Origin of the sequence: Saliniramus fredricksonii (assembly GCF_900094735.1) — a bacterium.
In the GTDB taxonomy this organism is placed as follows: Bacteria; Pseudomonadota; Alphaproteobacteria; order Rhizobiales; family Beijerinckiaceae; genus Saliniramus; species Saliniramus fredricksonii.
In genome coordinates this window covers 319,970-343,658 of record NZ_FMBM01000003.1, presented here as the reverse complement: position 1 = coordinate 343,658, position 23,689 = coordinate 319,970, and the positions used below count along the sequence as shown (strand labels likewise).

Here is a 23,689-nt window from a genome sequence, read left to right as displayed (position 1 = left end):
TCGATCAGAAGGCCGATTTCAGCGTGTCGGCGAGATCGGTGCGCTCCCAGGAGAAGCCGCCATCAGCTTCGGGGGTGCGACCGAAATGGCCGTAAGCCGCAGTCCGGGCATAGATCGGGCGGTTGAGCTCCAGCCGGGTGCGGATGCCCCGCGGCGACAGATCGACCGCTTCCATCAGCACCGCTTCGAGCTTGGCTTCGTCGACCTGACCCGTGCCGTGCAGATCGGCATAGATCGAGAGCGGCTTGGCCACGCCGATGGCGTAGGAGAGCTGGATGGTGCAGCGCTTGGCGAGGCCCGCCGCGACCACGTTCTTGGCGAGGTAACGCGCGGCATAGGCGGCCGAACGGTCGACCTTTGTGGGATCCTTGCCGGAGAACGCGCCGCCGCCATGCGGGGCCGCACCGCCGTATGTATCCACGATGATCTTGCGACCGGTGAGGCCGGCATCACCATCCGGCCCGCCAATGACGAAGGCGCCGGTCGGGTTGACGTGCCAGATGCAATCCTTGCCGATCCAGCCGGCAGGAAGCGCCTGATGCACGTAGGGCTCGACGATGGAGCGGATATCGTGCGAGGTCAGCTTCTCGTCGAGATGCTGGGTCGAGACGACGATCTGGGTCACGCCGACGGGCTTGCCGTTTTCGTAGCGGACCGTGACCTGGCTCTTCGAATCCGGACCGAGAAGGTTGGATTCGCCGCTCTTGCGGGCATCGGCCATGGCCTTGAGGATCTTGTGCGAGAAGTCGATGGGAGCCGGCATCAGCTCCTCGGTCTCGTCACAGGCATAGCCGAACATGATGCCCTGATCGCCGGCACCTTCTTCCTTGCCGTCACTGGAATCGACACCCTGGGCGATATGCGCCGACTGCGCATGCAGCAGCACGTCGATATCGCAATTGGCCCAGTGGAAGCCGTCCTGCTCATAGCCGATATCCTTGATGGCCATGCGCGCGAGATGCGAGACATAATCCGCCGTGATGTGCTCGGGACCGCGCACCTCACCCGCGATCACGACCTTGTTGGTCGTGGTCAGGGTTTCGCACGCCACACGCGCTTCCGGCATCGCCGCGAGATAGGCATCGACGACGGTATCGGAAATGCGGTCACAGACCTTGTCCGGATGGCCTTCGGAAACGGATTCACTGGTGAAGAGATAGCTGGAACGAGCCACGATCAACCCACCCTTTCTGATTGGTATGAACCTGAGACGCACCGAAATGCGCCCGTCGAAATCATGAGATCGACGGGCTTTTGCCATCGCTTTAGCGGAAGGTCAAGGTGACAAACCGAATTCGTTCGGAATAAAGAACGCCGTCATCGGGTCAGGATCAGCTCAAACCGGCTGATCGACAGGGTTTTGCGCGGTTTCGTCATCCGCCTCCGCCAGTGCTTCCACGAGATCGACAATTCTCTTGCGCACACGACTGTCGCGCACACGCACGAAAGCGCGCATCAGCTGCAGCCCGTCCGAGGTGGACAGGAAGTCGGTCATGTAGGGTGGATTGGGGTCCTCGGCGAAGCCGCCGGCCAGTTCCCCTTCCGGATTCGGCGCGCCTTCATAGAAGAATTCGATCTGTACACCCAGCGCGGAGGCGATCTGGTGCAGCCGGCTTGCGCCGATTCGATTGGCGCCCTTTTCGTATTTCTGGATCTGCTGGAATGTCAGCCCGAGCGCTTCTCCGAGCTTTTCCTGGCTCATCCCGACCATCATCCGGCGCATGCGTACGCGGCTGCCGACATGGATGTCGATCGGATTCGGATTCTTCTTCACCTGCCTGTCCCCCAGACCTATGTGCCCGCGATGCGACGCGCGGTCAGCGATGCGAGAAGGCACAATAGTAACTGCAACCAAAAAATGCCATTGCCGAATCGTGCAAAAATGGTGGGTGCGTGCTGTTCGGGCAGGCCGGAATCGAGTACGCCCGCGATATTCACGTCGAGTGACGACAGTATTCGCCCGTATGGGTCGATCACGGCGGAAATACCACTGTTGGCTGCACGGACCAGGGGCAGGCCTTCTTCTACGGCACGTAGTCTCGCCTGCGCAAAATGCTGACGCGGTCCCGGCGTATCACCGAACCAGGCATCGTTGGTGACGTTCAGGATCATTCCCGCGCGCCGGGTTTCGTCGTCGGCGCGCATTGCGCCGGGAAAAATCGCTTCATAGCAGATCCCCGCAGCGATGGGCGGCAGGCCGGGCGCCTCCAGCATGCGCCGGCGTGTCGCCGCCGTGAAGCCGCCGGGCACCTGGATGAATTCGCGCAGACCGAGTGCCCGCAAGCTGCCGTCGAAGAGGCTCGGGAGATATTCACCGAAGGGGACGAGATGCACCTTGTCGTAGGTGGCGCGGATGCTGCCGTCTCCGGCCACGACATGGATGGAATTGAAGAAATCATGCCCGTCACCGCGCAGCCGTTCCTCGGCCCGCGCCGCGCCGGTGATCAATGTCACGTCGGACGGCAGCAGCGCCGCGATCTGGGCGAGCGCCCGGCGATCGTTGTGGAGCAGGAACGGAAAGGCCGATTCGGGCCAGATCAGATGTGTGACGTCGGCCACGCCGGATGTTTGCGGGGATGTGGCCCGGTCGGAGAGGCGCAGATAGCGCTCCATGATCTCTTCGCGATTGGCCGGGTTGAATTTCTCGTCCTGGGGCAGGTCCGGCTGCATGATGCGCAATTGCACGCCGGCGACGAGGGGACTCGGGCTCGCGGGCACACGCATGGCGCCGTAGCCGGTGACGGCGATCATCGCGACGAGTGCCGCGCCCGCCGGAATCCAGCGCCCCGCCGGGCGCGCGGCCGTAGCGATGGTCGCGGGAGCTGCGGCGATCGCGACTGCGAGCACGGTCATGCCCCACAGGCCGATCAGCGCCGCGATCTGCATGGGCCAGAGCTGCTGGCCGAGCGCCATGCCCAGGCTGTTCCAGGGGAATCCCGTAAACAGATGCCCGCGCAGCCATTCCGCCAGACCCAGGCCGAAAGCGAGTGCAAGAATGCGCCAGGGCCCGGCGCTCCAGACCAGACGGGCCGCGAGGAAACCGAACGCGTAGAAGAAGGCGAGGGCGGCGGGCAGGCCGATCACGCCCAGCGGCATCGCCCAGGCGAAGCGCTCCGCCTCGACGAGGAAGGCGGCGCCGAGCCACCACAAACCGGCGAGACAATAGCCGAATCCCCAGAACCAGCCGGCACTGGCCGCAGCCCGCAGCGGGCCGAACCGCCGGCCCGCCCCCGCACCGCCGGCCCCGTCGATCAGCCAGATCGCGATCACGAGCGAGACGATCAGGGCGGGAAAAAAGCCGAATGGCGGCATGGCGAGCGCCGCGACCGCGCCTGCCGCCATGGCCAATGCCGCACGCCGCCAGCCCCAGCTGAGGATGATCCCGTGGGCAAGGTCTTGCAGCTTGTCTATGATCATGTTGCGGCCACTCACCGCTGACCCGGGGTGCCGGTCACCTGTCGCGAATCGCCTGCTGGGTTCGCGGAGCCTTCGGGATCTGCCGCTTTCGGCCCCGGTGGCATCCCGTCCTGCCTCTCTGTCGTGCCGTCTTTCGCCATGGCGCCGTCTCCGGGGACAGGTGCCGGCGAATCACCCGGACCCGATACCTCTTCCGGTTGCTTAACACTGCTGCTGCGTGTCGTCACGCGCGGCGCGGCGATTTTGGCGCGCGGGTCGCGCCGATGCACCTTCACGCGCTTGAGCCGGCGCGGATCTGCGTCGAGAATCTCGAATTCCAGTCCTTCCGGCCCGGCGATGAGCTCGCTGCGCGCCGGCACACGCCCGGCCAGGGTCACGATCAGGCCGCCCAGCGTATCGACATCCTCGGCCAGATCGTCGCCGGTGAGATCAATGCCGAGCACTTGCGAGGCCTCCTCAAGATCGGCACGTGCATCGGCGAGCCAGGTATAGGGGCCATCCTGCTCGATCATTGCGGCGGAGGCGAGGTCGTGCTCGTCCTCGATGTCACCCACGATCAGCTCGACCAGATCCTCGATCGAGGCGAGCCCGTCGGTTCCACCATATTCGTCGATGACGAGCGCCATATGGGTGCGCGTCGTCTGCATCCGCACCAGCAACTCCACCGCCGGCATCGATGGCGGCACGAACAGGACCGGGCGCAGGATACGCGTGGCCGAAAGCGGCGTGGTGAGATCGATATGGTCGAGGGAGAGAGGCTGTGGCGCCTTGCCGCGCCGGCGGCGCCCGTTGCCGTTCTCGGCCTTGGCGACGAGATATTCCAGAAAATCGCGGATATGGATCATCCCCTTGGGATCATCCAGGGTCTCGCCATAGACGGGCAGGCGGGAATGGCCGGCGCTGCGGAAGATGCGCAGCAATTCCCCGAGGGCCGTATCCGCCGATACGGCGATGATGTCCGCGCGCGGCACCATCGCATCGCGCACGCGCGTGGAATGGAAGCCCAGCACGTTGCGCAGCATGGCGCGCTCCTGGGCCGAGAAGCCCTCGCTCTCGGCGGTGGAGGCGAGCACATCCTCGAGATCGGTGCGGATCGATTCGCGCGCGCGCAGGCCGAGCCGGTTCAGAAACCGGTCGAGCCAGGGTTCGCGGGCTTCCGGATCGGCGGAATCCGCATCCTGCATATCCGCAGTCAGGCTGGCGGGATCCGCCGTTTCCGCCTGTGCCACGCTGTTGCGGTTTCGCGCCGGGGCAACGGCATCGGATCCCGCGCCATCGGGGGACTGGTTCTTCGTGTCCCCGATTTCCGCGCGACCCGCAGCCTGCGCCGCATCGCGACCGGGTTCCGGCGCGCGCCTGGCCGCCTCGTCCGGATTGCCTTCGTTCGCGGGCTCGTGATCTTCCTGCAGACTTCGTCCGTCGTCGTTCATGGTACGTCAGTCATCGCGCCCGGTGGCGCGCTCCATATAAGGATCGGCGATGCCCATCCGGGCGAGAGCGGCGGTTTCGCGCGCTTCCATTGCCTCGGCTTGTGCATCATCCTCGTGATCGTCGCCCATACAGTGCAACACCCCGTGCACGACGAGATGCGCCGCATGGGCGGCGAGCGTCTTGCCCTCGGCTGCCGCTTCGCGCGCGCAGGTCTCGTAGGCAAGGGCGATATCGCCGAGCGGCTCGGGGCCGAGCGGGTTGATCCCCGGCGCGGCGGGGAAGGAGAGCACATTGGTCGGCTTGTCCTGGTCGCGCCAGTCGCGGTTCAACAGGGCGATTGCCGTATCGTCGGTAAACAGCAGGCTGAGCATGACGCCGTCACCCGCCGCGACATCAGCGCCGGCTTCCGTGAGCGCCGCCGAGACGGCTTGCCGGCACAGATCCTCCAGATCGGGAATCGCCTTCCAGCCCGGCGCCTCCACGCTGATATCGAGCGCGATCACGGCGTTGCATCCTCTTTTCTGACCCGTCCAGCGGTGACGCCGTCGCTCGCTGCAGCCGCGTCATAGGCGGCCACGATCCGGCGTACCAGATCATGGCGCACCACGTCGCCCTCGGCGAAGGTGACCCGACCGATGCCCTCGATCCCGGTCAGCACGCGCAGCGATTCGATCAGCCCCGAGCGCTGGCCCGGCGGGAGGTCGATCTGGCTCGGATCACCGTTGATGATCATGCGCGAGCCTTCGCCGAGACGGGTGAGAAACATCTTCATCTGCATGGAGGTGGTGTTTTGTGCCTCGTCCAGCAAGACCACCGCGCTGGTCAACGTGCGCCCGCGCATGAAAGCGAGCGGCGCGATCTCGATCATGCCGGTTGTCAGGCTGCGCTCGACATGGCGCGCCTCCATGAAATCATAGAGCGCGTCATAGATCGGGCGCAGGTAGGGATCGACCTTCTCGCGCATGTCGCCGGGCAGGAAGCCGAGGCGTTCGCCGGCTTCCACGGCGGGGCGGGTGATGATCAGCTTGTCGACCTGGCCGCTCTCCAGGAGCGACACGGCCCAGCCCACGGCGAGCCAGGTCTTGCCGGTACCGGCCGGGCCGTCCGCGAAGACGAGTTCGTTCTTGCGCAGGGCGCGCAGATAGGCGTTCTGCGCCGCGTTGCGCGCCTTGACGAAGCCGCGCCGACGCGTGCTGATCCCCTCGAAGCTGCCGCTGCCGGGCGTCTCGGACCCTTTTTCGGGGGCGGGAAACAGGGTACCCTGAAAGACGGTCTCCTGAATGGCCCCGTCGATATCGCCGAGTGTCACGGTGTCGCCGTGCGAGACGCGTTCATAGAGCGATTCGAGCACCCGCCGCGCTTGTTCGGAGGCTTCCGGACTGCCGCGCACGACGACGCAATTGCCGTTGGCATTGGCCAGAATGTCGAGCCGGCGCTCCATATGGGCGAGATTCTGGTCGTAATGACCGAAAACCAGACTCGCGAGGCGGTTATCCTCGAAAGTCAGCGTGATCTGCGCCGTCTCGTCGACACCCGGATGGGAACCGGCTTCCGCCGGTAGCTGCGCGCCTGCCGCCGCACCGGGCGGCGTGTTCTGCTGGCGACCGTCACTGTCGGGCAATGCGCGTTACTCCTTCTCGCGATACCGCGCGGCACACACCATCATGCCACATCCGCCGCCGCCGTGTCTCCCGGCGCATTCGTCTCTCCGGCGCGCCCGCGCAAAGCTTCGCCCTGAAGCGAATTGCTCGATTGCGCCGTGATCAGCACCGGCACGATATCACCGACGGCCAGCCCCGCGCCATCGAGATGCACCGCCTGCAGATAGGGCGATTTGCCGCCGAGCTGGCCGGGATGGCGACCGGGCTTTTCGAGCAGCACCTCGACCACCTTGCCGACCGTGCCGCGATTGAAGGCCTGGCGCTGCTCTTCCAGAAGCGCCTGCAGCCGTGCCAGCCGCTCGGCCTTCACGGCCTCCGCGATCTGCGCGGTATCATCCGCCGCAGGGGTGCCGGGGCGGGTGGAATATTTGAAGGAGAAGGCGGAGGCGAAGCCGATATCGGCGACGAGCCGCATCGTCTGATCGAAATCCGCGTCGCTCTCGCCGGGAAAGCCGACGATGAAATCGGAAGACAGCGCGATATCCGGACGCACGCGCCGCACCTTGTCGATGATGCGGCGATAGGCATCACCCGTATGCTTGCGGTTCATCGCCTTGAGGATACGGTCGGAACCGGCCTGCACGGGAAGATGCAGATAGGGCATCAGCTGCGGCAGGTCGCGATGGGCTTCGATCAGCGCATCGTCCATGTCGTTGGGATGGCTCGTCGTGTAGCGGATACGCGCCACGCCCTCGATTTCGGCCACGGCATGCAACAGCTGCCCGAGCCCCCATTCGCGCCCGTCCGGCCCCGCGCCGTGATAGGCGTTGACGTTCTGGCCGATCAGCGTGATCTCGCGCACTCCCGCATCGGCGAGCGCGCGGGCCTCGTCGAGCACCTTCGCCACGGGCCGCGAGACCTCCGCGCCGCGCGTATACGGTACGACGCAGAAGGCGCAGAACTTGTCGCAGCCTTCCTGGATGGTGAGGAAGGCGGAGACGCCGCGGCTGCGCACGCGCTTGCGTTCGAGCTTCGGCAGATGCGCGAATTTGTCGTCTTCCGGGAAATCCGTATCGACGACGCGCCCCTTCTGCGCTGCGCGCACCATGGCGGGCAGGCGGTGATAGGCCTGCGGGCCGACCACGACATCGACGACCTGGGCCCGGCGCAGGATCTCCTCGCCCTCGGCCTGGGCGACGCAGCCGGCGACGACGACCCTGGTCTCGTGCCCCTCCTCGGCGCGGCGCTGTTTCAGCGTGCGCAGGCGCCCGAGTTCGGAATAGACCTTCTCTGCCGCCTTCTCGCGGATATGGCAGGTATTGAGCACGACGAGATCGGCGTTCTCGACGGAATCGGTCTGCTCATAGCCGTCCACGGCGAGCGCATCGGCCATGCGCTCGGAATCGTAGACGTTCATCTGGCAGCCGTAGGATTTGACGAATACTTTTTTCAAGCGCTGCAACCGCTGGCTTCGCAATGAACCGGATCCGGCAGGGCCGGGATTTCGCCCCCTGTTTACGCGTTTTCGCGCCATAAGAGAATAGCGTTCCCATGGTTTTTGCGCGGCTGGCGCGCGGCCCGCGAGGTGATCCTGTGCGCCGGTGCGGATCACCGCCTGCGCGACCGTTTCCAAAGCGCCCCGGAATGGGCTATTGCTGGATGCCGCACCCGCAGATTCCGACGCGTAATGACGAGGCTGTCTCCATGATCCCCAAGCCGCATGCCGCTCTTTCGCCCAACACCTATGACTACGAATCCCTGCCTCTGGTGAAGGCGACCGGCTTTCGCGAATATGATGCGCGCTGGCTGTTCGAGAAAGAAATCAATCTCATGGGCGTCCAGGCGCTGGGCGCGGGGCTGGGTACGCTGATCCATGAGATGGGCGTGCGCCCCGATCTGGTCACCGGGCACGATTTCCGCGGCTATTCCGCCTCGATCAAATATGCGCTGATCGCCGGGCTGATGGCGGCGGGCGTGCGGGTCAAGGATGTCGGGCTCGCGCTCTCGCCGATGGCCTATTACGGCCAGTTCGCGCTGGATTGCCCCTGCGTGGCGATGGTTACCGCCTCGCATAACGACAATGGCTGGACCGGGGTGAAGATGGGCGCCAACCGCCCGATGACCTTCGGCCCCGAGGAGATGGGGCGGCTGCGGGACATTGTCCTGTCGGGTGAATTCGTCCTGCGCGAGGGCGGCGCCTACGCCTTCGTCGAGGGCTTTGCCGAGCGTTATCTCGATGATCTGACGCAGAACGTGACGATCGCGCGCAAGCTCAAGGTGGTGGCGGCCTGCGGCAACGGCACGGCGGGGGCCTTCGCCCCGCGCGCGCTGGAGGCGATCGGCTGCGAGGTGATCCCGCTCGATTGCGAGCTCGACCACACCTTCCCGCATTACAATCCCAACCCGGAAGACATGAAGATGCTTCACGCGCTGGCCGACAAGGTGCGCGAGACCGGGGCTGATGTCGGGCTCGGTTTCGACGGAGACGGTGATCGCTGCGGCGTGGTGGATAATGAAGGCAAGGAGATCTTCGCCGACAAGATCGGCGTCATGCTCGCGCGTGATCTCTCGAAGCTCTATCCGAACGCCACTTTCGTGGTCGATGTGAAATCCACCGGATTGTTCAAGGACGATCCGGTGCTGATCGAGAACGGCGTCACGGCGGATTACTGGAAGACGGGTCATTCCTATATCAAGCGCCGTGTCAACGAGCTCGGCGCGCTGGCCGGCTTCGAGAAATCAGGGCATTTCTTCTTCAACGATCCCGTCGGGCGCGGCTATGATGACGGCATCCTCACCGCCATCCACGTGGCGCAGATGCTTGATCGCAATCCGCAGAAGACGATGGCCGAGCTCTACCGCGCCATTCCGCAGACCTGGGGCTCACCCACCATGGCGCCGAAATGCGCCGATGAGGAGAAATACGCCGTGGTCGATCGCGTCAGCGCCCGCTTCAAGGCGATGCACGAGGCCGGAGAAGAGGTGGCCGGCCAGCCGATTCGCGAACTCGTCACGGTGAACGGCGTACGCGTCGTTGCCGAGGACGGTACCTGGGGGCTGGTGCGCGCCTCCTCCAACAAGCCGGAACTGGTCGTCGTGGTGGAAAGCCCCGTTTCGGAAGAGCGCATGCGCGCCATGTTCAAGGGCGTCGATGCGATCCTGCGCGAGAACCCGGAAGTCGGTGCCTATAACCAGTCACTGTGAGGCCCCCCCGCTTCGACCCGGCGCGCAGCCGGGTCGGCCAGGGCCGCGCCCATTGCCGAGCCTTTCGGCGTCAGCCGCAGCAGGGCGGCATCGCGGGTGATCAGGTCGCGGTCGAGGGCACGCAGGATCACGGCGCGTGCCCGCTGCGGGCGCCATTGCAGATGCTCTGTCAGCGCCTGTGGGGTGTTCTCGCGCGCCATGACGGGGGTGTCCTCATGGGTGTGGAGATGCACCACAAGGGCGACGCAATCATGATCGAGCTTTTGCTGCCTGCGCCGGAAGCCCTGGGCGATCAGCCCCTGATGCGGCGAGAACAGCAGTGCCAGGGCGAAGAACACCCCCGTCATCGCCGCCATCGAACCGCCGATCGAGACGTCGAGGGAAAGCGCAAGGAAATAACCCAGCACGCATGATGCCACGGAAATCGCCACCGCCAGTACCACCATCCGCACCAGTCGGCGGGTCAGCAACACGGCGGTTGCCGGGGGCGTGATCACGAAAGCCACGAAGAGAATGGCGCCGACCGCATCGAAGGCGGCCACGGCGGTGACGCTGGTCAGGGCCAGCAGGGCGTAGAAGATCACCCCCGGTGCAAATCCGAGCGCGGCTGCCAGAGCCGGATCGAAGATCGCGATCTTCAGTTCCTTCCACAACAGCACGACGAAACCGAGATTGGCTGCGAAAACCGCCGCGAGGCTCAGCACCGTCACAGGGACCTCTACCCCGAGGATGGGCACCGTATTCATCCAGACGAAGGCGATCTCGCCGAGCAGCACGGTCTGGGTATCGAGATGCACGTCGCGGGCAAACAGGGTGATGAGCAGGATGCCGGCGGCAAACAGCGCGGGAAAGACGAGCCCGATCGCCGCATCCATCTTTACCAGCCGCGAGCGCGCCAGCGCTTCGGAGAGCGCCACCGTCAGCAATCCGGCGAGACCCGCCCCGATCAGCTGGACCGGGCCGGTGAGCCGGCTTGTGGCGAGCCAGACCACGACGATGCCGAAGACGATGGCATGGCTGATTGCATCGGTGAGCATGGCCGAACCGCGCAACACCAGAAACACGCCGATCAGCGAGGAGGCGGCGCCAACCAGCACACCGGTCAGCATGATCATCGCCGGAATGCTCTCGAAGAAGGCCGCGATCATGACTTCGTCTCCGCAGCATCCTGCGGCGGACGGGCGTCCGCATCGAGCCTCTGCCCGGCCTCGTCCGGCATACCCAGATTCCCTTGGGCGCGGGCATGTCCCGCCTCGGTGAGCTGCCAGTGGGGGCTGGTCTCGGGCGCATGGGTGACTTCCCGCACCAGCCCGTCGCGCGCGAGCTCGGCGAGGGCGTGGCGGGTGGAGGCGCCGTGCAGGGTGTCGAGCATGCCCGCTTCGGCCTTGTAATCGCGGTTGCCATGCGCCTGCGCAAGCCCGTGCACCGACATCAGCACGCGCCGTGCCGCGAGTTCGCGCCTTTGGCGGCGTGCATCGCGCCAGCGCCGCACCAGTCCGCGACGCGGTGCCAGCAGGATCGAGATCAGCACGATCGCACTGGCGATCAGCACCACCAGCGGCCCCGTGGCGAGGCCGCGTCCAGAGGCGCTGATCATGGCGCCGCTCACCCCCGAAATCATGCCGAAGAATGCGGCGAGCACCACCATGCCACCGAGGCTGCGCACCCATTGTCGCGCGGCGGCGGCAGGCGCGATCAGCATCGCCACCATCAGGATCACGCCGACGAGTTGCAGCCCGACGACAATGGCGAGCGCCACCATCACCGTCAGCGCGGCTTCGAGCGCGACCACGGGAAAGCCCTGGGCGCGGGCGTAATCGGGATCGAAGGAGACGAGCTTGAACTCCTTCCACAACGCCGTCACCAGGGACAGGGCGACCAGGGTGATCCCGCCCATCAGCCACAGATCCTCGCGCAGGATCGCCGCCGCCTGGCCGAAGAGAAAGCTCGACAGTCCCGCCTGGCCGGTTCCGGGCCGCCCCTGGAGCCAGGTCAGGAGCATGATGCCGACCGCGAAATAGACGCTGAGCACGACGCCGAGCGCGGCATCGGTCTTCAGCCTGGTGCGGCGGATGATCAGCATCACCGTCAGTGCGGCCAGCGCGCCGACGATGAAGGCGCCGGCGAGGATCGCTCCAAGATCGCGGGAGCCGGCGATGATGAAACCGAGACAGACGCCCGGCAGCGCCGCATGGCTGAGCGTGTCGCCCATGAGACTCTGGCGGCGCAGCACGGCAAAGCAGCCCAGAACGCCGCTGACGAGGCCGAGGATCGCCGCGCCGAGCGCGACGGTTTGCACGATGCTGCTTTGCAGGAGGTCGACCAGACTCGTCATGATCTTGCCCGATGCGGCGTCGAACCGGGCCGCGCGCAGGCCCTTCCGTAGGGTTTGGTAGCAGTGTCGAAGTTCAATCTCGTCTCATCAAAGTGTTAGGCCCCCGCAGCGGCGCTGACAAGCCGTTGCAGGGGCCGGATACCGACCGGATCAGGAGAGAAGCCCCGCCGGCATCACCGGGCAATCCGCTTCATTGCGCGATATTCCATTCCCGCGCCCAGTCCGCCAGAGCTTCAGGCAGCGGTGCCGGGGTGCCGCCGAGCGCCTGCGTGATCAGCATGGCATTCTCGTAGATCATGCCGATATAGGTCCCGCCGACGGTTCCCCGTTCACCCATCGCATCGGAATAGAGCGCGCCGCCGATCTCGATCCGACCGCCGCGTGCCCGCACCTCCTGGACCAGCGCTTCGATGGTGCGCGGGGACACGGTGGTCTCGACGAAGACGGCGGCGATATTGTTGTCGATGACGTAATCGGCCACCTCCCGGATATCGCCGATACTCGCCTCCGAGGCGGTCGAGATTCCCTCGATGGCCTCGCTCGCCTCCATGCCGTATGCGTTGGCGAAATACTCGAACGCGTCATGAGCGGTGACCAGACGGCGCTGATCCCGGGGGATGGTGGCGATGCTCTCGCCGGCCCAGTCGTAGAGTGCCTGCAACTGAACCGTATAGGCATCGACGCGCGCGTTGATCGCTTCGGCGCAAGCGGGGCGCTGTTCGATGATCGCATCACCGATCACCGGCGCGATCCGCGCCCAGAGGCTCGCATCCATCCAGACATGCGGATCGGCCTGGCCGGGCTCCTCGGGATCATCGACCAGATCCGCCGGATCGATCGCGGCGGCGAGGACGCCGATGGTAGGGCGACGCGCGGAGAGGCGCTCGAGCACCGAGGCCAGCTGTTCCTCAAGGGCGAAATCCACATAGAGAATGAGGTCGGCCTCGCCGAGTTGCGCCACGTCGGAGGCGGTGGCGATATAGTCATGCGGATCGACGCCGGGTCCGAGCAGCGCTTCGACCTCGGCGCAACTGCCGGCAATGTTGCGTCCCACATCGGCGATCATCTCGACCGTGGTGAGAACGCGGACCGGCTCGTCTTGCGCTGCCGCACGCTGTGGCGCAAGGAAGGTGGTGGCGAGGGCAAGGCTGGCGAGGGCAAGGGGGGCGAGGGCAAGGGGGGCGAGGGCAAGGGGGGCGAGCAAGGGGAGGCTGCGCATCGGCAAAATCCTGCGCGCAGTGCGTGTCATTTCGGAACTCTGTCGAATCATCAGGCCGGGGCTCCAGGTTGACGGGGCGCGCATTGCAATGCGCCATGTTCGCATGACAGGAGAATTAATGCAGTTGCAAGTCATTTGCAAGTAGGTCGTCGCAGAAGATCGCCCCTGCGGCCATATCGCGCAGCCGCTGACGCGCCCGCATCAGCCCGGATGGTCCACCGCCGGCTCAGATGCGATAAGCGTCGCATGATGAAGGCTCCGGGAGGCCGGGGCAGAGGGCAGGGAGGGCAGGAGAACGCATGAGCGAGAGCAACGAGACCGATCCCGGCGCGGCGATCGCCGCGCAGGAAAAGACCCAGCATGCGGTCCGCGCTTTTCTGCGAACCCGTCTCGAAGCCGAGGACGGCGCGCCCCCGCAGCAGCGTGACACGCATATCTCGACCATCCTGCTCAGCGGAACGCGCGCCTTCAAGCTCAAGCGCGCCCTGCGCCTGCCCTATGCCGATTTCTCGACGCCGCAACGGCGTCTCGCTGCCTGTGAGGCAGAGTTGCGCCTCAACCGCCGCACCGCGCCGCAGCTCTATCGGGCGGTGCGGCGCATCACCCGCGAGGATGACGGCAGCTTCGCCATTGATGGCAAGGGCGCCCTGGTCGATGCCATGGTGGAGATGCACCGCTTCGACGAGGAGGGGCTGTTCGACAGGCTCGCGGCGCGCGGTGAACTGAGCACCGGGCTGCTCGATGCGCTTGCCGATGCGATCTGCGCGTTTCACGAGGAGGCCGAACCCGTCGCCGATGCGCATGGGGCGCAGCGCCTTGCCGATGTCATTGCCCTCAATGAGCGCAGCATGGCCGATCTGCCGGCCCTGCCGCGCGAGCCGGTCGCCGATCTGCTGCGGCGGCAGGAGGCGGAATGCGCACGCCACGCAAACCTGCTCGATGCCCGCGCCGGTGCCGGCATGATCCGCCGCTGTCATGGTGACCTGCATCTGCGCAATATCTGCCTGCATGAGGGGCGCCCGCAGCTCTTCGACTGCATCGAATTCAACGAGGCCATCGCCACCACCGACACGCTCTACGATCTCGCTTTCCTGCTGATGGATCTGCGCGCGCGCGCTGCGGACGATCCCGAGCTCGCCCGGGCGGCGGCCCATGTGGCAAACCGTTATGTCGATCGCAGCCGCGATGATGCGGGTTACGCGCTTTTGCCGCTCTTCATGAGCCTGCGCGCCTCGATCCGCGCCATCGTCGCCGCGACACAGATCGCGGAGGGGGATGGCGACCCCGCGCTCGCCCGGCAGATGCGCAGCTATCTCGTCCTTGCCGGCGATCTGCTCGAACCTGCCCCTGCGCGCCTCGTGGCGCTGGGCGGGTTCAGCGGCTCGGGCAAGACCACCCTCGCCGAGGCGCTCGCGCCGCTGATCGGGCCGCCACCCGGCGCGCGCATTCTCGAGAGTGACCGGCTGCGCAAGCACTTGCACGGTGTCTCTCCGGAAACGCCGCTCGGCCAACAGGCTTATACGAAGGAGGCTTCGCAGGCGGTCTATGCCGAAATGCGCGCACGCGCCGCAAGCGTTCTGTCGGGCGGCGGCAGCGTCATACTGGAAGCCGTTCATGCCCGCCCGGAAGACCGCAATGCCGCTGCCGCCATCGCGGAAGAAGCCGGCTGCCCGTTTCACGGTTTCTGGCTCGATGTCGATCCCGCCGCTCTGGAGGCGCGAATCGCGGGGCGGGGCAAGAGTGCCTCCGACGCGACACGTGCCGTGCTGGAGTCCCAGATCGCCACCGGCACCGGCCCGCTTGACTGGGACCGGCTTTCCCCCGCCGGAGAGGGGCAGGCCGGAATCACGGCGCAGGTGAAGGCGATTGCTGATACGGTCGGGCGGGACGCCGCATCGCCATCCTTCCCCGTGGATCGGAGCTGAGTGGCGGTCATGAAAGAACGCACCCGCCCTTCCCGACCTTCCATGTCAATGTCGTTCGTTTGCCGAGAGGATACTTGATGATGTCGTCACCCTTGTCTCCGCCGGCCGGAGCGCCGTGGCTCACAACCCGCCCGATCGCCCATCGCGGCCTGCATGATCGCAGTGCCGGTGTGATCGAAAACAGCCTGGATGCCGCCCGGGCGGCGATTGACGGGGGCTATGCAATCGAATGCGACGTGCAGGATTCGGCAGATGGCGAGGCTTTCGTCTTCCATGATCACGATCTTGCACGCCTTACCGGACGGGCCGGCGCATTCTGCGCGCTGCGCGCCGATCTGCTCGACACCCTGAGTCTGCAGGATGCGCAAGCCGCGGGGCGAATCCCGCGTCTGGCCGATTTCCTCAGCCTCGTCGCCGGGCGGGTTCCCCTCGTGATCGAGATCAAGAGCCGGTTTGATGGCAATCCCGCGCTCACCCGGCGCTGTCTCGAAATCCTGGGCGATTATGCCGGGCCCTTCTGCGTGAAATCCTTCGATCCGCAAATCGTGGCATGGCTGTGCCGGGACGCCCCGCATATCCTGCGCGGCATCGTCGCGGATGCCGCCGGTAGCGGGCCGCCGGACGGCACGGGCATGAAGCGCGACGGCTGTCTTGCGCGCGGCCATCTCCTCCATTTCGACGAAACCCGGCCCGATTTCGTCTCGTGGAAGGCGGCTGATCTGCCCCATGCCGCGCCGTTTCTCTGCCGCAGCCTGCGTGGCATGCCGATTCTGGCCTGGACAGTACGCAGCCCCGATCAGGCAGCGGATGTGCGCGCCCATGCCGACCAGATCGTCTTCGAGGGATTCGGGGCTTAGAGTATCATTCCGTCAGGTCGCGCGCTTCAGTGTGGATAAGACGGGCCGGGCTGCAGGCGGGTTTGCCTATCGGGAGGCCGGCGCTATGGTCGCCACGATCGAAGGCAACTGACGGGGAGGCGCGCGCTTTGGATTTCGGTTTTCTCTGGACCGCGCTCGTCACCATGCTGGTCACGCTCGACCCGCTCGGTCTCGCGCCGATCTTCATCTCGCTGACGGCGGGGATGGATGCAGGTCAGCGGCGGCGGATCGCGGCGCGGGCCTGCCTGATCGCGCTGGCGATCCTCACCTTTTTCGGTCTGGGCGGGCAGTTCCTGCTGGATGCGCTGGGCATTGGCCTGCCGGCCTTTCGCATCGCCGGGGGGTTGCTCCTGTTCTACATCGCTTTCGAGATGACCTTCGAACTGCGCGCCAAACGCAAGCAGCGCACGGCGGTACGCGGCGCGAATCAGCCGGATGCGGAAAAGCATCTCGCCGCCTTTCCGCTGGCCATCCCGCTTCTGGCGGGGCCCGGTGCGATCACCGCGACGATCCTGCTTGCGGGCCGGGTGCAGGGTGATCTGCCCAATGCGCTGGGGCTCGCCGGTGTGATCACGCTCGGTGTCGCGATCTGCTTCGGCGCTTTCGTCGCTGCAGAGCGCGTCTCGCGGCTGATCGGCGAGATGGGCAATATCGTTCTCACCCGCCTGCTCGGCGTGATCCTCGCCGCACTCGCCATCCAGTTCGTCATCGACGGCGTGGTGGCGGCCCTGCCGTAAGGGCGCCGACGCATTACAGGGCACGCATCCGGTCGTTCTTGCCGCAGCGCTGTCAGGCGCTGAGCGGGCCTGCCCCTCCTAATCCCCCGGTCGGCGCATCGCCGGGGGGAGGGGGGTCTCGCCGAAATCGATGCGCGAGCGCTGCAGGATCGTGCCGGTCTCGTCGACGATCAGGCGCAGGCGGCAATTGTCGTGGAAGAAGGTCAGGCGCCAGCGCCCGGCATCCGCACCCGAACCGCGTTCGGTCAGCGTCGTGATCGCGCCGTCGCGCAATCCCGCCATCACCTGCTCCGGCGTCAGCGCAAAGGCCTGCGCGACGAGCCGTGCATCGATGCAGGGATCGTCGCCGTGGAAAGCGACACGCATTTCCGTTGTTTCGGCTTGCTTGCTCATCGCCTCCTCAATACGCCATCAGAGCCGGGAGCGCGGGGCCGGCATCAAGGTTCATGGCGCGTGCCTCACCAGCCAGTGATTCGGCGATGGTGGAGGCATCATCACGCGCCGCCGCGTTGTCCGCCGCGACCGGCGCGTTCCGGATGAATCTGTCCAAGATACGGCGCGCTCCTCGCTTGCGAGACGATCATCGCTAATGTGGGACCCCGGATCGCAGGGCACAAGGCGGATGATTGCGCATGCGGCAAACCGGGGCGGCGCGCGGATCTTCCGGTGATGGCGCCGGCATCCTCGATATGGCATGCTTGGATTTCTGCCTGACGCCATTCCTCCACGCAGCCCGATTCGCCCGATCACGGAACTTCCCGATGCACCGCGATACCACGCCCGTCTTCTCGAAAAGCGCCGTCGCGGCACCCTCGCCACTGGCTGCAGAGACCGGAGCGCGGGTTCTGGAGCAGGGCGGCAACGCCATCGAGGCGATGATCGCCATGGCGGCGACGATCGCGGTGGTCTACCCGCACATGAATGCCATGGGCGGTGACGGTTTCTGGCTGATTCGCGAGCCTGACGGGAAAGTCACCGGAATCGATGCCTGCGGCCCCGCCGGAGCCCGCGCAACACGGGATTTCTACCGCGAATCCGGACAAGAGACGATACCCGCGCGCGGGCCGCTCGCGGCCCTGACAGTGGCCGGCGCGGTCGGTGGCTGGAGGCTGGCGCGGGAGGCAGCGAAGGCGGCGGGCGGGCGACTTCCCCTGCCGGTCCTTCTCGAAGACGCGATCCGCCATGCCCGTGAGGGTTACCCGATCGCCGAATCAGAGCAGCGCTACTGGGATCGCGAGGCCGGCGGCGCCACGCTCGAGACCCTGCGCGCGGTGCCCGGTTTCGACGCGACCTATACGCTCGCCGGAGAGCCACCCCGAGCGGGCGCCTCGCGCCGAGTGCTGCCTCTGGGGGATACGCTGAGTCATCTCGCGGATGCGGGCCTCGCCGATTTCTATCGCGGCGATGTCGGGCGCGAGATCGCGGCTGACCTGGAACGCGCCGGGGCGCCGGTGACGCGCGCCGATCTCGAATCATACGCAGCGCGCGCGGTCCGTCCGCTCGGCCTGCGGCTGGCGGATGCGACCTTGTGGAACTTGCCGCCGCCGACCCAGGGCATCGCGTCGCTGATGATCCTGGGCATGTTCGAGCGGCTCGGCGTGACGCGCGGCGACAGCCTCGACCATCATCACGGGCTGATCGAGGCGGTGAAGCGGGCCTTTGCCATCCGGGACCGGGTGGTGACAGACCCGGCCCGTCTCGATGCCGATCCCGACGCCCTGCTCACCCCCGATGCGATCGCCCGCGAGGCGGGCGCCATCGACATGGCCCGCGCCGCCGCCTTCCCCCTCGCCGCCGATCACGGCGATACCATCTGGATGGGTGCCATCGACGATTCGGGGCGGGCGGTCTCCTATATCCAGTCGGTCTACTGGGATTACGGCGCGGGGCTCGTCCTGCCCGCCACCGGCGTGCTGTGGCAGAATCGCGGCATGTCCTTCTCACTCGATCCCGCTGCGCGCAACCCGCTGCAACCGGGCCGCAAACCCTTCCACACGCTCAACCCGGCGCTCGCCGTCTTCAATGATGGGCGGGTCATGTCCTATGGTTGCATGGGTGGCGACGGCCAGCCGCAGACGCAGGCGCAGATCTTCACGCGCTACCGCTTCGGCATGGATCCCGCCGCGGCAGTCGATGCGCCGCGCTGGCTGCTCGGACGTACCTGGGGGCAGGATTCGACCACGCTGAAACTCGAAAACCGCTTCGACCCCGATATCGTCTCCGGTCTCGCGGCGCGCGGTCAGGTCGTGGAGGAAATCGGCATGCCCTATGCGGATCTGCTCGGTCATGCGGGCATGCTGGTGCGCCACTCCCGGGACGGGCATATCGCGGCCACACACGATCCGCGCGCAGGCGGTGCGGCACGCGGGACGGGGGGCGCATGAATCAGGCCCGTCCCGATCCGCGCGCGCGCTATGCAATCTATTTCGCGCCGCACCCGAAGACGCCGCTTTGGCGCTTCGGGTCGCGCGTCCTCGGTTACGATTCGGCGCGTGGCGAAGACGTGCCCCGACCGGATCTGGGTGCCATCACGCCGGAGCGGCTCGCGGAACTGACGCAGCGCCCGCGCATCTACGGCTTCCACGCCACGATCAAACCGCCGATCCGGCTCGCCGAGGGCTGCGACGAGCCCGGTCTGATCGCCGCGCTCGATGCCTTCTGCGCCGATTGCGCGCCGGTCACGCTGGCCCCGCTCGTCATCGCGGCGCTCGGGGAAGATGGTGATGACGCCGCTTTTCTCGCCTTGATCGAATCCGGCGGCGAACAGAGCCCCGCTTTGCGCGATCTCGAGGCGCGGGTGGTCATGGCGTTCGAACCCTTCAGGGCACCGCTCACGCCGGAGGAATACGCGCGACGCAATCCGCAAGCGCTGCCGCCGCGCAAACGCGCATTGCTCGACCGTTACGGCTATCCCGCCGTCCTTGATGCCTTTACCTTCCACATGACCCTGAGCGGGCGGGTCTCGGGCCGCGAGCGCGCGATGCTCGAAGCGGCGCTTGATGCGTTGCGACGGGAAATGCTGCCGGATGAGGCCACCGTGATCGATCATCTGGCTCTGTGCCGGCAGTTGCCGGGCGAACCTTTTCGCATCCTGCACCGGGCCGGTTTCGGAAAAACGCCTCTTCCCTGATCGGGGCGCCGAGGCTGCCGGGCGGCTTCAGAACAGGCGACGGCGCAGCAATGTGGATTGCAGGGCGCTGAATTCCTGCGGCATCAGATCCTCGTCGCGCAGGGTTTCCACCTGGCCCGCATTCGCCGGCATCTTTGCAGCGGAGCCGGGGCCGGAGCCGGGATGCGGCACGCCGTTTGCCTTGTCAGGCGGCAGGGGCGTCGTGGTCCGGCGGGGTGTGACATCCATATCATGATCGCCCGAGAAGCCTTCACCGGTCTCGCGCATGCTGCCCGCGCGGCGCCAGCGGGCGATGACGGCGGCGATGTCGCCATGGGTCAGCGCCGTTTCGCTGCGTGCGCCCAGATTGTTGTTCGGGCCCGGCAGGAACTGCGCCGGAAGGCTGTCGAAACGGATGCGCATGGGCAGCGGCACGGCCTCCCCGAAAGCGAAGACCTCGCGAATGCCCAGAGCCGGCACGAAGGCGACGAGGGATTCCGCCGCATCCGAGACGGCGCTCTTGACGATGGCCTGGTCGCGGTCATTGGCCATGCGCATGGCGAACAATGTACTGCATTGCGAGATGATCGGCGGATCGAGATCGGCGGGGCGCTGGGTCACCAGGCCGAGCCCGATACCGTATTTGCGCCCCTCCTTGGCGATACGCGAAATCGCCTTCTTGGTCGGACCAAAACCGAGATGGCGCTCGGCGGGTGCGTAGCGATGGGCTTCCTCACAGACGAAGAGCAGGGGCACGGCTCCGCCGCTCCACAGCCCGAGCTCGAAAGCCAGCCGCGCCAGCACCGAGACGACGGAATCGACCACCTCCGCCGGCAATCCGGCAAGCTGCATCACGGTGATGCGGCGCCGCTGATCGGTGAGATTGAACAGACCGTCAAGCGTCTCGACCATGGTGTCGCCGCCGATATTGGCATCAGCGAACATGAAGGCGTAGCGCGGATCCTGCGAGAGCGAGCGGATACGCGCGATCAATCTCTGATAGATCGGCACCTCCGAGCGGTTCTCGAGCCGCCCCATCCCCTCGTCGAGCAGCCGCAACAGATCCGCGAGCCGGTACGGAGCCGGCGTATCCACCGTGAAACCACCCGTGCCGCCGCTGCCGGGCCGGCGCAGGCTCGCCCCCGTGCCGCTGCGTTCCTGGGCATAGGCGGCTTTCGCGTCCATGATTGCCTGGGCCAGCAGATTGACCTCGGCATCGACGCCGGGGCGGGCGCGAAACAGCGCATCGACGAATTCTTCGAAGGCGAACATCCAGAAGGGAAGCCGCAGGTTTTCCGGTGTGATCAGCCGCATCTGCGACGTCTCGAAACAATTGGCGTATTCCGCATGCGGATCGAGCAGGAAGATCCGCTGGCGCGGGCGCTCGGCGAGAACGGCGCGCAGCATCAACGCGATACCGCTGGACTTGCCGACACCCGTCGTGCCGAGCACGGCGAAATGCTTGGTCAGCATTTCGTCGATATCGATATAGGCGGTGACCTGGGCATCGAGGGCGAGGGTGCCGAGCGCGATGGCGCGGCTGTCGCGCCGGGTATGGATGTCGCGCAAGGTATCGCGCTGCATCGGCACGACCGGCGCGCCGAGCCGGGGGTAGCTGCTCACGCCGCGCTGAAACGCGCTGCGCCCGTCCGGCAATTGCAGGACTTCCCCGAGCATGTCGATCCGGGCATGAGCACCGGTCTCGGCTCCCGCTTCGGTGATGGTGGTGATCACGGCGATGGTCTGCGATTGCGGCGTTGCAATGGCGATGAAATCGCCGACCGTGACACTGTCGCGTGACGTCAGCCATATGCCGGCATGCGCCCCGGCCAGATCGACGAGCGTACCGAAGCCTGCATCCGCTTGGGCCGCGACGGGGATGGTCTCGATGCAATGATCCCGGTTCTGCATGGTTTTCGTGGCCTGCCCCCGTGCGACGGCTTTCTCATCCGTCTGTAACGCGCCTGTCCGCCGAACGCGGCAGGCGACGTCATCTTCAGGGAAGAGAGGATGCCACGATGCGCGTTAATGCGGCGTTGCCGCGTCGATGCGGGATTGATCGGTTTGCGTTCCGGGCGCGATCCGGACTGCCGTTCCGGTGAGCGTGACCACGACATGATGCGCGGTATCACCGGATGTCTCGAAGCTGAAAGAGATACCGATCACCGCATCCGCACCCAACGCCGTCGCCGTCGCGATCGCCTCGGATGTGGCCTCTTCACGGGCGCGCGCGAGTTCGTTCGCGTAATCGTGGCGACCGCCATTGTCGACGTTGCGAATGCCGGTGCGAAATTGCTTCACGACATCATGCCCGATCACCGCCTGGCCGATGACCAGGCCGCAATAATCGGTGACGGAATGTCCATCGAGTGAATCGGTCGTGGTCAACAGCATGCATGTCCTCGCATCGTTACGGGTCGGCGGGCTGCCGGACCGGCGAACGGGATCATGATTGCCCGAAACCGTTAAGCTTGGATGACCAGAAATATACGTAAGATTGTGTATGATCGCGACCCGGTTCCGGCCCCGGCAACTGCCGGTTCGCCTCAGGGGCTGCGTGGCCAGCGGAAATCATCGGCGCGCCCGGCAACCGGCGGCGGCGACACGCCTTCTTCAAGGACGCGCTCGGTAATGATGCGCGTGGCCGGATCGAGAGGCGGGTTGCCGGACAGCAGGATACCCTGCGCGGAGACGTCGATCCGCGTCAGCGGCATGACGGGGCCGACGGGATCGCGGCGTGCGGTGTAGAGCAGGCCGGGCGCGAGGGGCAGTTCGCCGAGTGAACGCCGGATCAGCATGTCGATCGCGGCAATCCGCGCGGTTGCGTCATCGGCCGCTTCGATGGCGGCGCGTGCCACGGCGATCTCGTCGCGCGGGCGCGTGATCAGGCGCTGAATCTCGATATCGACGAAATGCGCCGCCTTGCCTGCGCCGGCTTTCGTGAGATGGATTCCATCCGATGTGCGCAAGCGGGCCGGTTGACCGGAGAGGTCCGGACCGGTGGCGCTGTAGCGGTCATTCTCGTCGACGAAACCCTTCCAGATATCGACATGGATGACGTCACTGCGCCGCAGGCGATCGCGCACGATCTCGTTGATCATGGCGAGATCCGTGGAGAGCCGGCTGCTCTGCATGGGCGGCAGGCCGACCCAGATCAGGGGGATCCCGGCATCGGCAAAGGCCTGCGCGATGACATCGATGCGCTGACCGTATTCCGCGCGCCAGGGATCGGAGAGCGGTGCGGCGCTCGCGCCGTCGACCCTGAGCGCCTGACGATCGTTCAGGCCGATCTGCAGCACGGCTATGTCGAAGTCGGGCGCGTCGGCGAGAATGCGTGCGAGATTGGCGGGCCAGTCGAAGAAATCGTCGCGCACCAGGCCCGACGAGCCGCGTGCCTGGACGGAAACCGCGATCTCCGCCCCTTCCTCCTCCTCCATCAGCGCCTGCAGACCCTGCCCGAGATTGGTTGCCAGCGAATCACCGAAGACGGCGATGCGGGTGGAAGCGGCCTCTTCCGCGTCCGGATCGGTCCGCAGCGGCGCCGGCGCAGCCGGCCTTGCCGGACGCGTCCGGCTCTGTTGGGCCGGGACCGGTTCGGGCTCGGAGCGCTGAAACAGCCGCAGGAAGGCGTATTGTGCCGGCGTCGCCGGCGCGATGCCGGTCGCATTGGCAGGCATCGCCGCCGCGCCGTGCGGCAGGGTGGCCCAGAGCAAGGACAGGGTCATGAGCAGAACCGGCAGCAGCCGGACCATGCCGTGGCCGGAGAGGAGCATCCGCATCATGGCTCCATGATAGCGCAAGATCGCGCGCCGGTCAGCGCTCTTCCTGCCCGT

At 66.2% G+C, this 23,689-nt stretch carries 20 protein-coding genes and 1 pseudogene; 6 read left to right on the top strand and 15 right to left on the bottom strand.

The annotated features are described in order from the left end of the window. Positions 1–4 precede the first annotated feature (4 nt). The 7 genes and pseudogenes from metK to miaB form a co-directional block, all read right to left on the bottom strand. Complete coding sequence (metK, locus tag GA0071312_RS18895; protein WP_074446630.1) at positions 5–1,174, bottom strand: methionine adenosyltransferase; 1,170 nt, start codon at positions 1,172–1,174, stop codon at positions 5–7. Between the two features lie 162 nt (positions 1,175–1,336). Further along, positions 1,337–1,774: a helix-turn-helix domain-containing protein gene (locus GA0071312_RS18890; RefSeq protein WP_074446549.1), complete on the bottom strand. Its 438-nt coding sequence runs from the start codon at positions 1,772–1,774 to the stop codon at positions 1,337–1,339. 17 nt (positions 1,775–1,791) lie between these two features. Beyond that, positions 1,792–3,417, bottom strand: coding sequence for an apolipoprotein N-acyltransferase (lnt, locus tag GA0071312_RS18885; RefSeq protein ID WP_074446629.1), 1,626 nt, complete (start codon positions 3,415–3,417; stop codon positions 1,792–1,794). A 230-nt stretch (positions 3,418–3,647) separates the two neighbouring features. Continuing rightward, positions 3,648–4,601, bottom strand: a pseudogene (locus tag GA0071312_RS18880) (hemolysin family protein); the annotation flags it as partial. 252 nt (positions 4,602–4,853) lie between these two features. Next, positions 4,854–5,351, bottom strand: coding sequence for an rRNA maturation RNase YbeY (gene ybeY, locus GA0071312_RS18875; protein WP_074446547.1), 498 nt, complete (start codon positions 5,349–5,351; stop codon positions 4,854–4,856). Next, positions 5,348–6,361: a PhoH family protein gene (locus tag GA0071312_RS18870; protein WP_074446628.1), complete on the bottom strand. Its 1,014-nt coding sequence runs from the start codon at positions 6,359–6,361 to the stop codon at positions 5,348–5,350. Before GA0071312_RS18870 ends, ybeY begins: the two co-directional genes overlap by 4 nt. 149 nt (positions 6,362–6,510) lie before the next feature. Beyond that, positions 6,511–7,902, bottom strand: coding sequence for a tRNA (N6-isopentenyl adenosine(37)-C2)-methylthiotransferase MiaB (gene miaB, locus GA0071312_RS18865; RefSeq protein WP_074446627.1), 1,392 nt, complete (start codon positions 7,900–7,902; stop codon positions 6,511–6,513). Positions 7,903–8,153: 251 nt separating this feature from the next. Between miaB and GA0071312_RS18860 the strand changes: the two genes are divergently transcribed. After that, entirely contained in the window at positions 8,154–9,653 is a 1,500-nt protein-coding gene (locus tag GA0071312_RS18860) for a phosphomannomutase/phosphoglucomutase (RefSeq protein ID WP_074446626.1), read from the top strand. On the opposite strand, the gene GA0071312_RS18855 is transcribed toward GA0071312_RS18860, so the two are convergent. From GA0071312_RS18855 to GA0071312_RS18845, 3 genes are all read right to left on the bottom strand, one after another. Next, complete coding sequence (locus GA0071312_RS18855; protein WP_074446546.1) at positions 9,635–10,801, bottom strand: metal ABC transporter permease; 1,167 nt, start codon at positions 10,799–10,801, stop codon at positions 9,635–9,637. The two genes, GA0071312_RS18860 and GA0071312_RS18855, sit on opposite strands and share 19 nt — an antisense overlap. Further along, the gene (locus GA0071312_RS18850) at positions 10,798–11,988 is read right to left on the bottom strand and encodes a metal ABC transporter permease (RefSeq protein ID WP_083204762.1); all 1,191 of its coding nucleotides are present in this window, start codon (positions 11,986–11,988) and stop codon (positions 10,798–10,800) included. Before GA0071312_RS18850 ends, GA0071312_RS18855 begins: the two co-directional genes overlap by 4 nt. 190 nt (positions 11,989–12,178) lie before the next feature. After that, entirely contained in the window at positions 12,179–13,207 is a 1,029-nt protein-coding gene (locus GA0071312_RS18845) for a metal ABC transporter solute-binding protein, Zn/Mn family (RefSeq protein ID WP_074446624.1), read from the bottom strand. Positions 13,208–13,506: 299 nt separating this feature from the next. On the opposite strand from GA0071312_RS18845, the gene GA0071312_RS18840 reads away from it, so the two are divergent. From GA0071312_RS18840 to GA0071312_RS18830, 3 genes are all read left to right on the top strand, one after another. Beyond that, a complete protein-coding gene (locus tag GA0071312_RS18840; protein ID WP_108721942.1) occupies positions 13,507–15,132 on the top strand; it encodes a bifunctional aminoglycoside phosphotransferase/ATP-binding protein in 1,626 nt (541 codons plus the stop codon). Between the two features lie 77 nt (positions 15,133–15,209). Then, entirely contained in the window at positions 15,210–15,989 is a 780-nt protein-coding gene (locus GA0071312_RS18835) for a glycerophosphodiester phosphodiesterase family protein (RefSeq protein ID WP_238947345.1), read from the top strand. Between the two features lie 164 nt (positions 15,990–16,153). Continuing rightward, positions 16,154–16,747, top strand: coding sequence for a MarC family protein (locus tag GA0071312_RS18830; RefSeq protein ID WP_074446621.1), 594 nt, complete (start codon positions 16,154–16,156; stop codon positions 16,745–16,747). A gap of 78 nt (positions 16,748–16,825) precedes the next feature. Here the strand turns inward: GA0071312_RS18830 and GA0071312_RS18825 are convergent, their stop codons facing one another. Then, on the bottom strand, positions 16,826–17,140 hold the full coding sequence (locus GA0071312_RS18825; RefSeq protein WP_238947344.1) for a DUF6522 family protein: 315 nt from the start codon (positions 17,138–17,140) through the stop codon (positions 16,826–16,828). A gap of 7 nt (positions 17,141–17,147) precedes the next feature. Next, entirely contained in the window at positions 17,148–17,297 is a 150-nt protein-coding gene (locus tag GA0071312_RS20190; protein ID WP_165604080.1) for a hypothetical protein, read from the bottom strand. A 211-nt stretch (positions 17,298–17,508) separates the two neighbouring features. Here GA0071312_RS20190 and GA0071312_RS18820 point away from each other — a divergent pair, with 211 nt between their 5' ends. Beyond that, positions 17,509–19,131: a gamma-glutamyltransferase family protein gene (locus tag GA0071312_RS18820; protein WP_074446619.1), complete on the top strand. Its 1,623-nt coding sequence runs from the start codon at positions 17,509–17,511 to the stop codon at positions 19,129–19,131. Continuing rightward, on the top strand, positions 19,128–19,877 hold the full coding sequence (locus tag GA0071312_RS18815; RefSeq protein WP_074446545.1) for a DUF1045 domain-containing protein: 750 nt from the start codon (positions 19,128–19,130) through the stop codon (positions 19,875–19,877). The genes GA0071312_RS18820 and GA0071312_RS18815 overlap by 4 nt, the downstream gene beginning before the upstream one ends. A 27-nt stretch (positions 19,878–19,904) precedes the next feature. On the opposite strand, the gene GA0071312_RS18810 is transcribed toward GA0071312_RS18815, so the two are convergent. The 3 genes from GA0071312_RS18810 to GA0071312_RS18800 all read right to left on the bottom strand — a co-directional run bounded on the left by GA0071312_RS18810 (position 19,905) and on the right by GA0071312_RS18800 (position 23,638). Next, a complete protein-coding gene (locus GA0071312_RS18810; protein ID WP_074446544.1) occupies positions 19,905–21,767 on the bottom strand; it encodes an ATP-binding protein in 1,863 nt (620 codons plus the stop codon). Between the two features lie 114 nt (positions 21,768–21,881). Then, positions 21,882–22,250, bottom strand: coding sequence for a YbjQ family protein (locus GA0071312_RS18805; RefSeq protein WP_074446543.1), 369 nt, complete (start codon positions 22,248–22,250; stop codon positions 21,882–21,884). A 152-nt stretch (positions 22,251–22,402) separates the two neighbouring features. After that, complete coding sequence (locus tag GA0071312_RS18800) at positions 22,403–23,638, bottom strand: SGNH/GDSL hydrolase family protein (RefSeq protein ID WP_074446542.1); 1,236 nt, start codon at positions 23,636–23,638, stop codon at positions 22,403–22,405. Positions 23,639–23,689 lie beyond the last annotated feature (51 nt).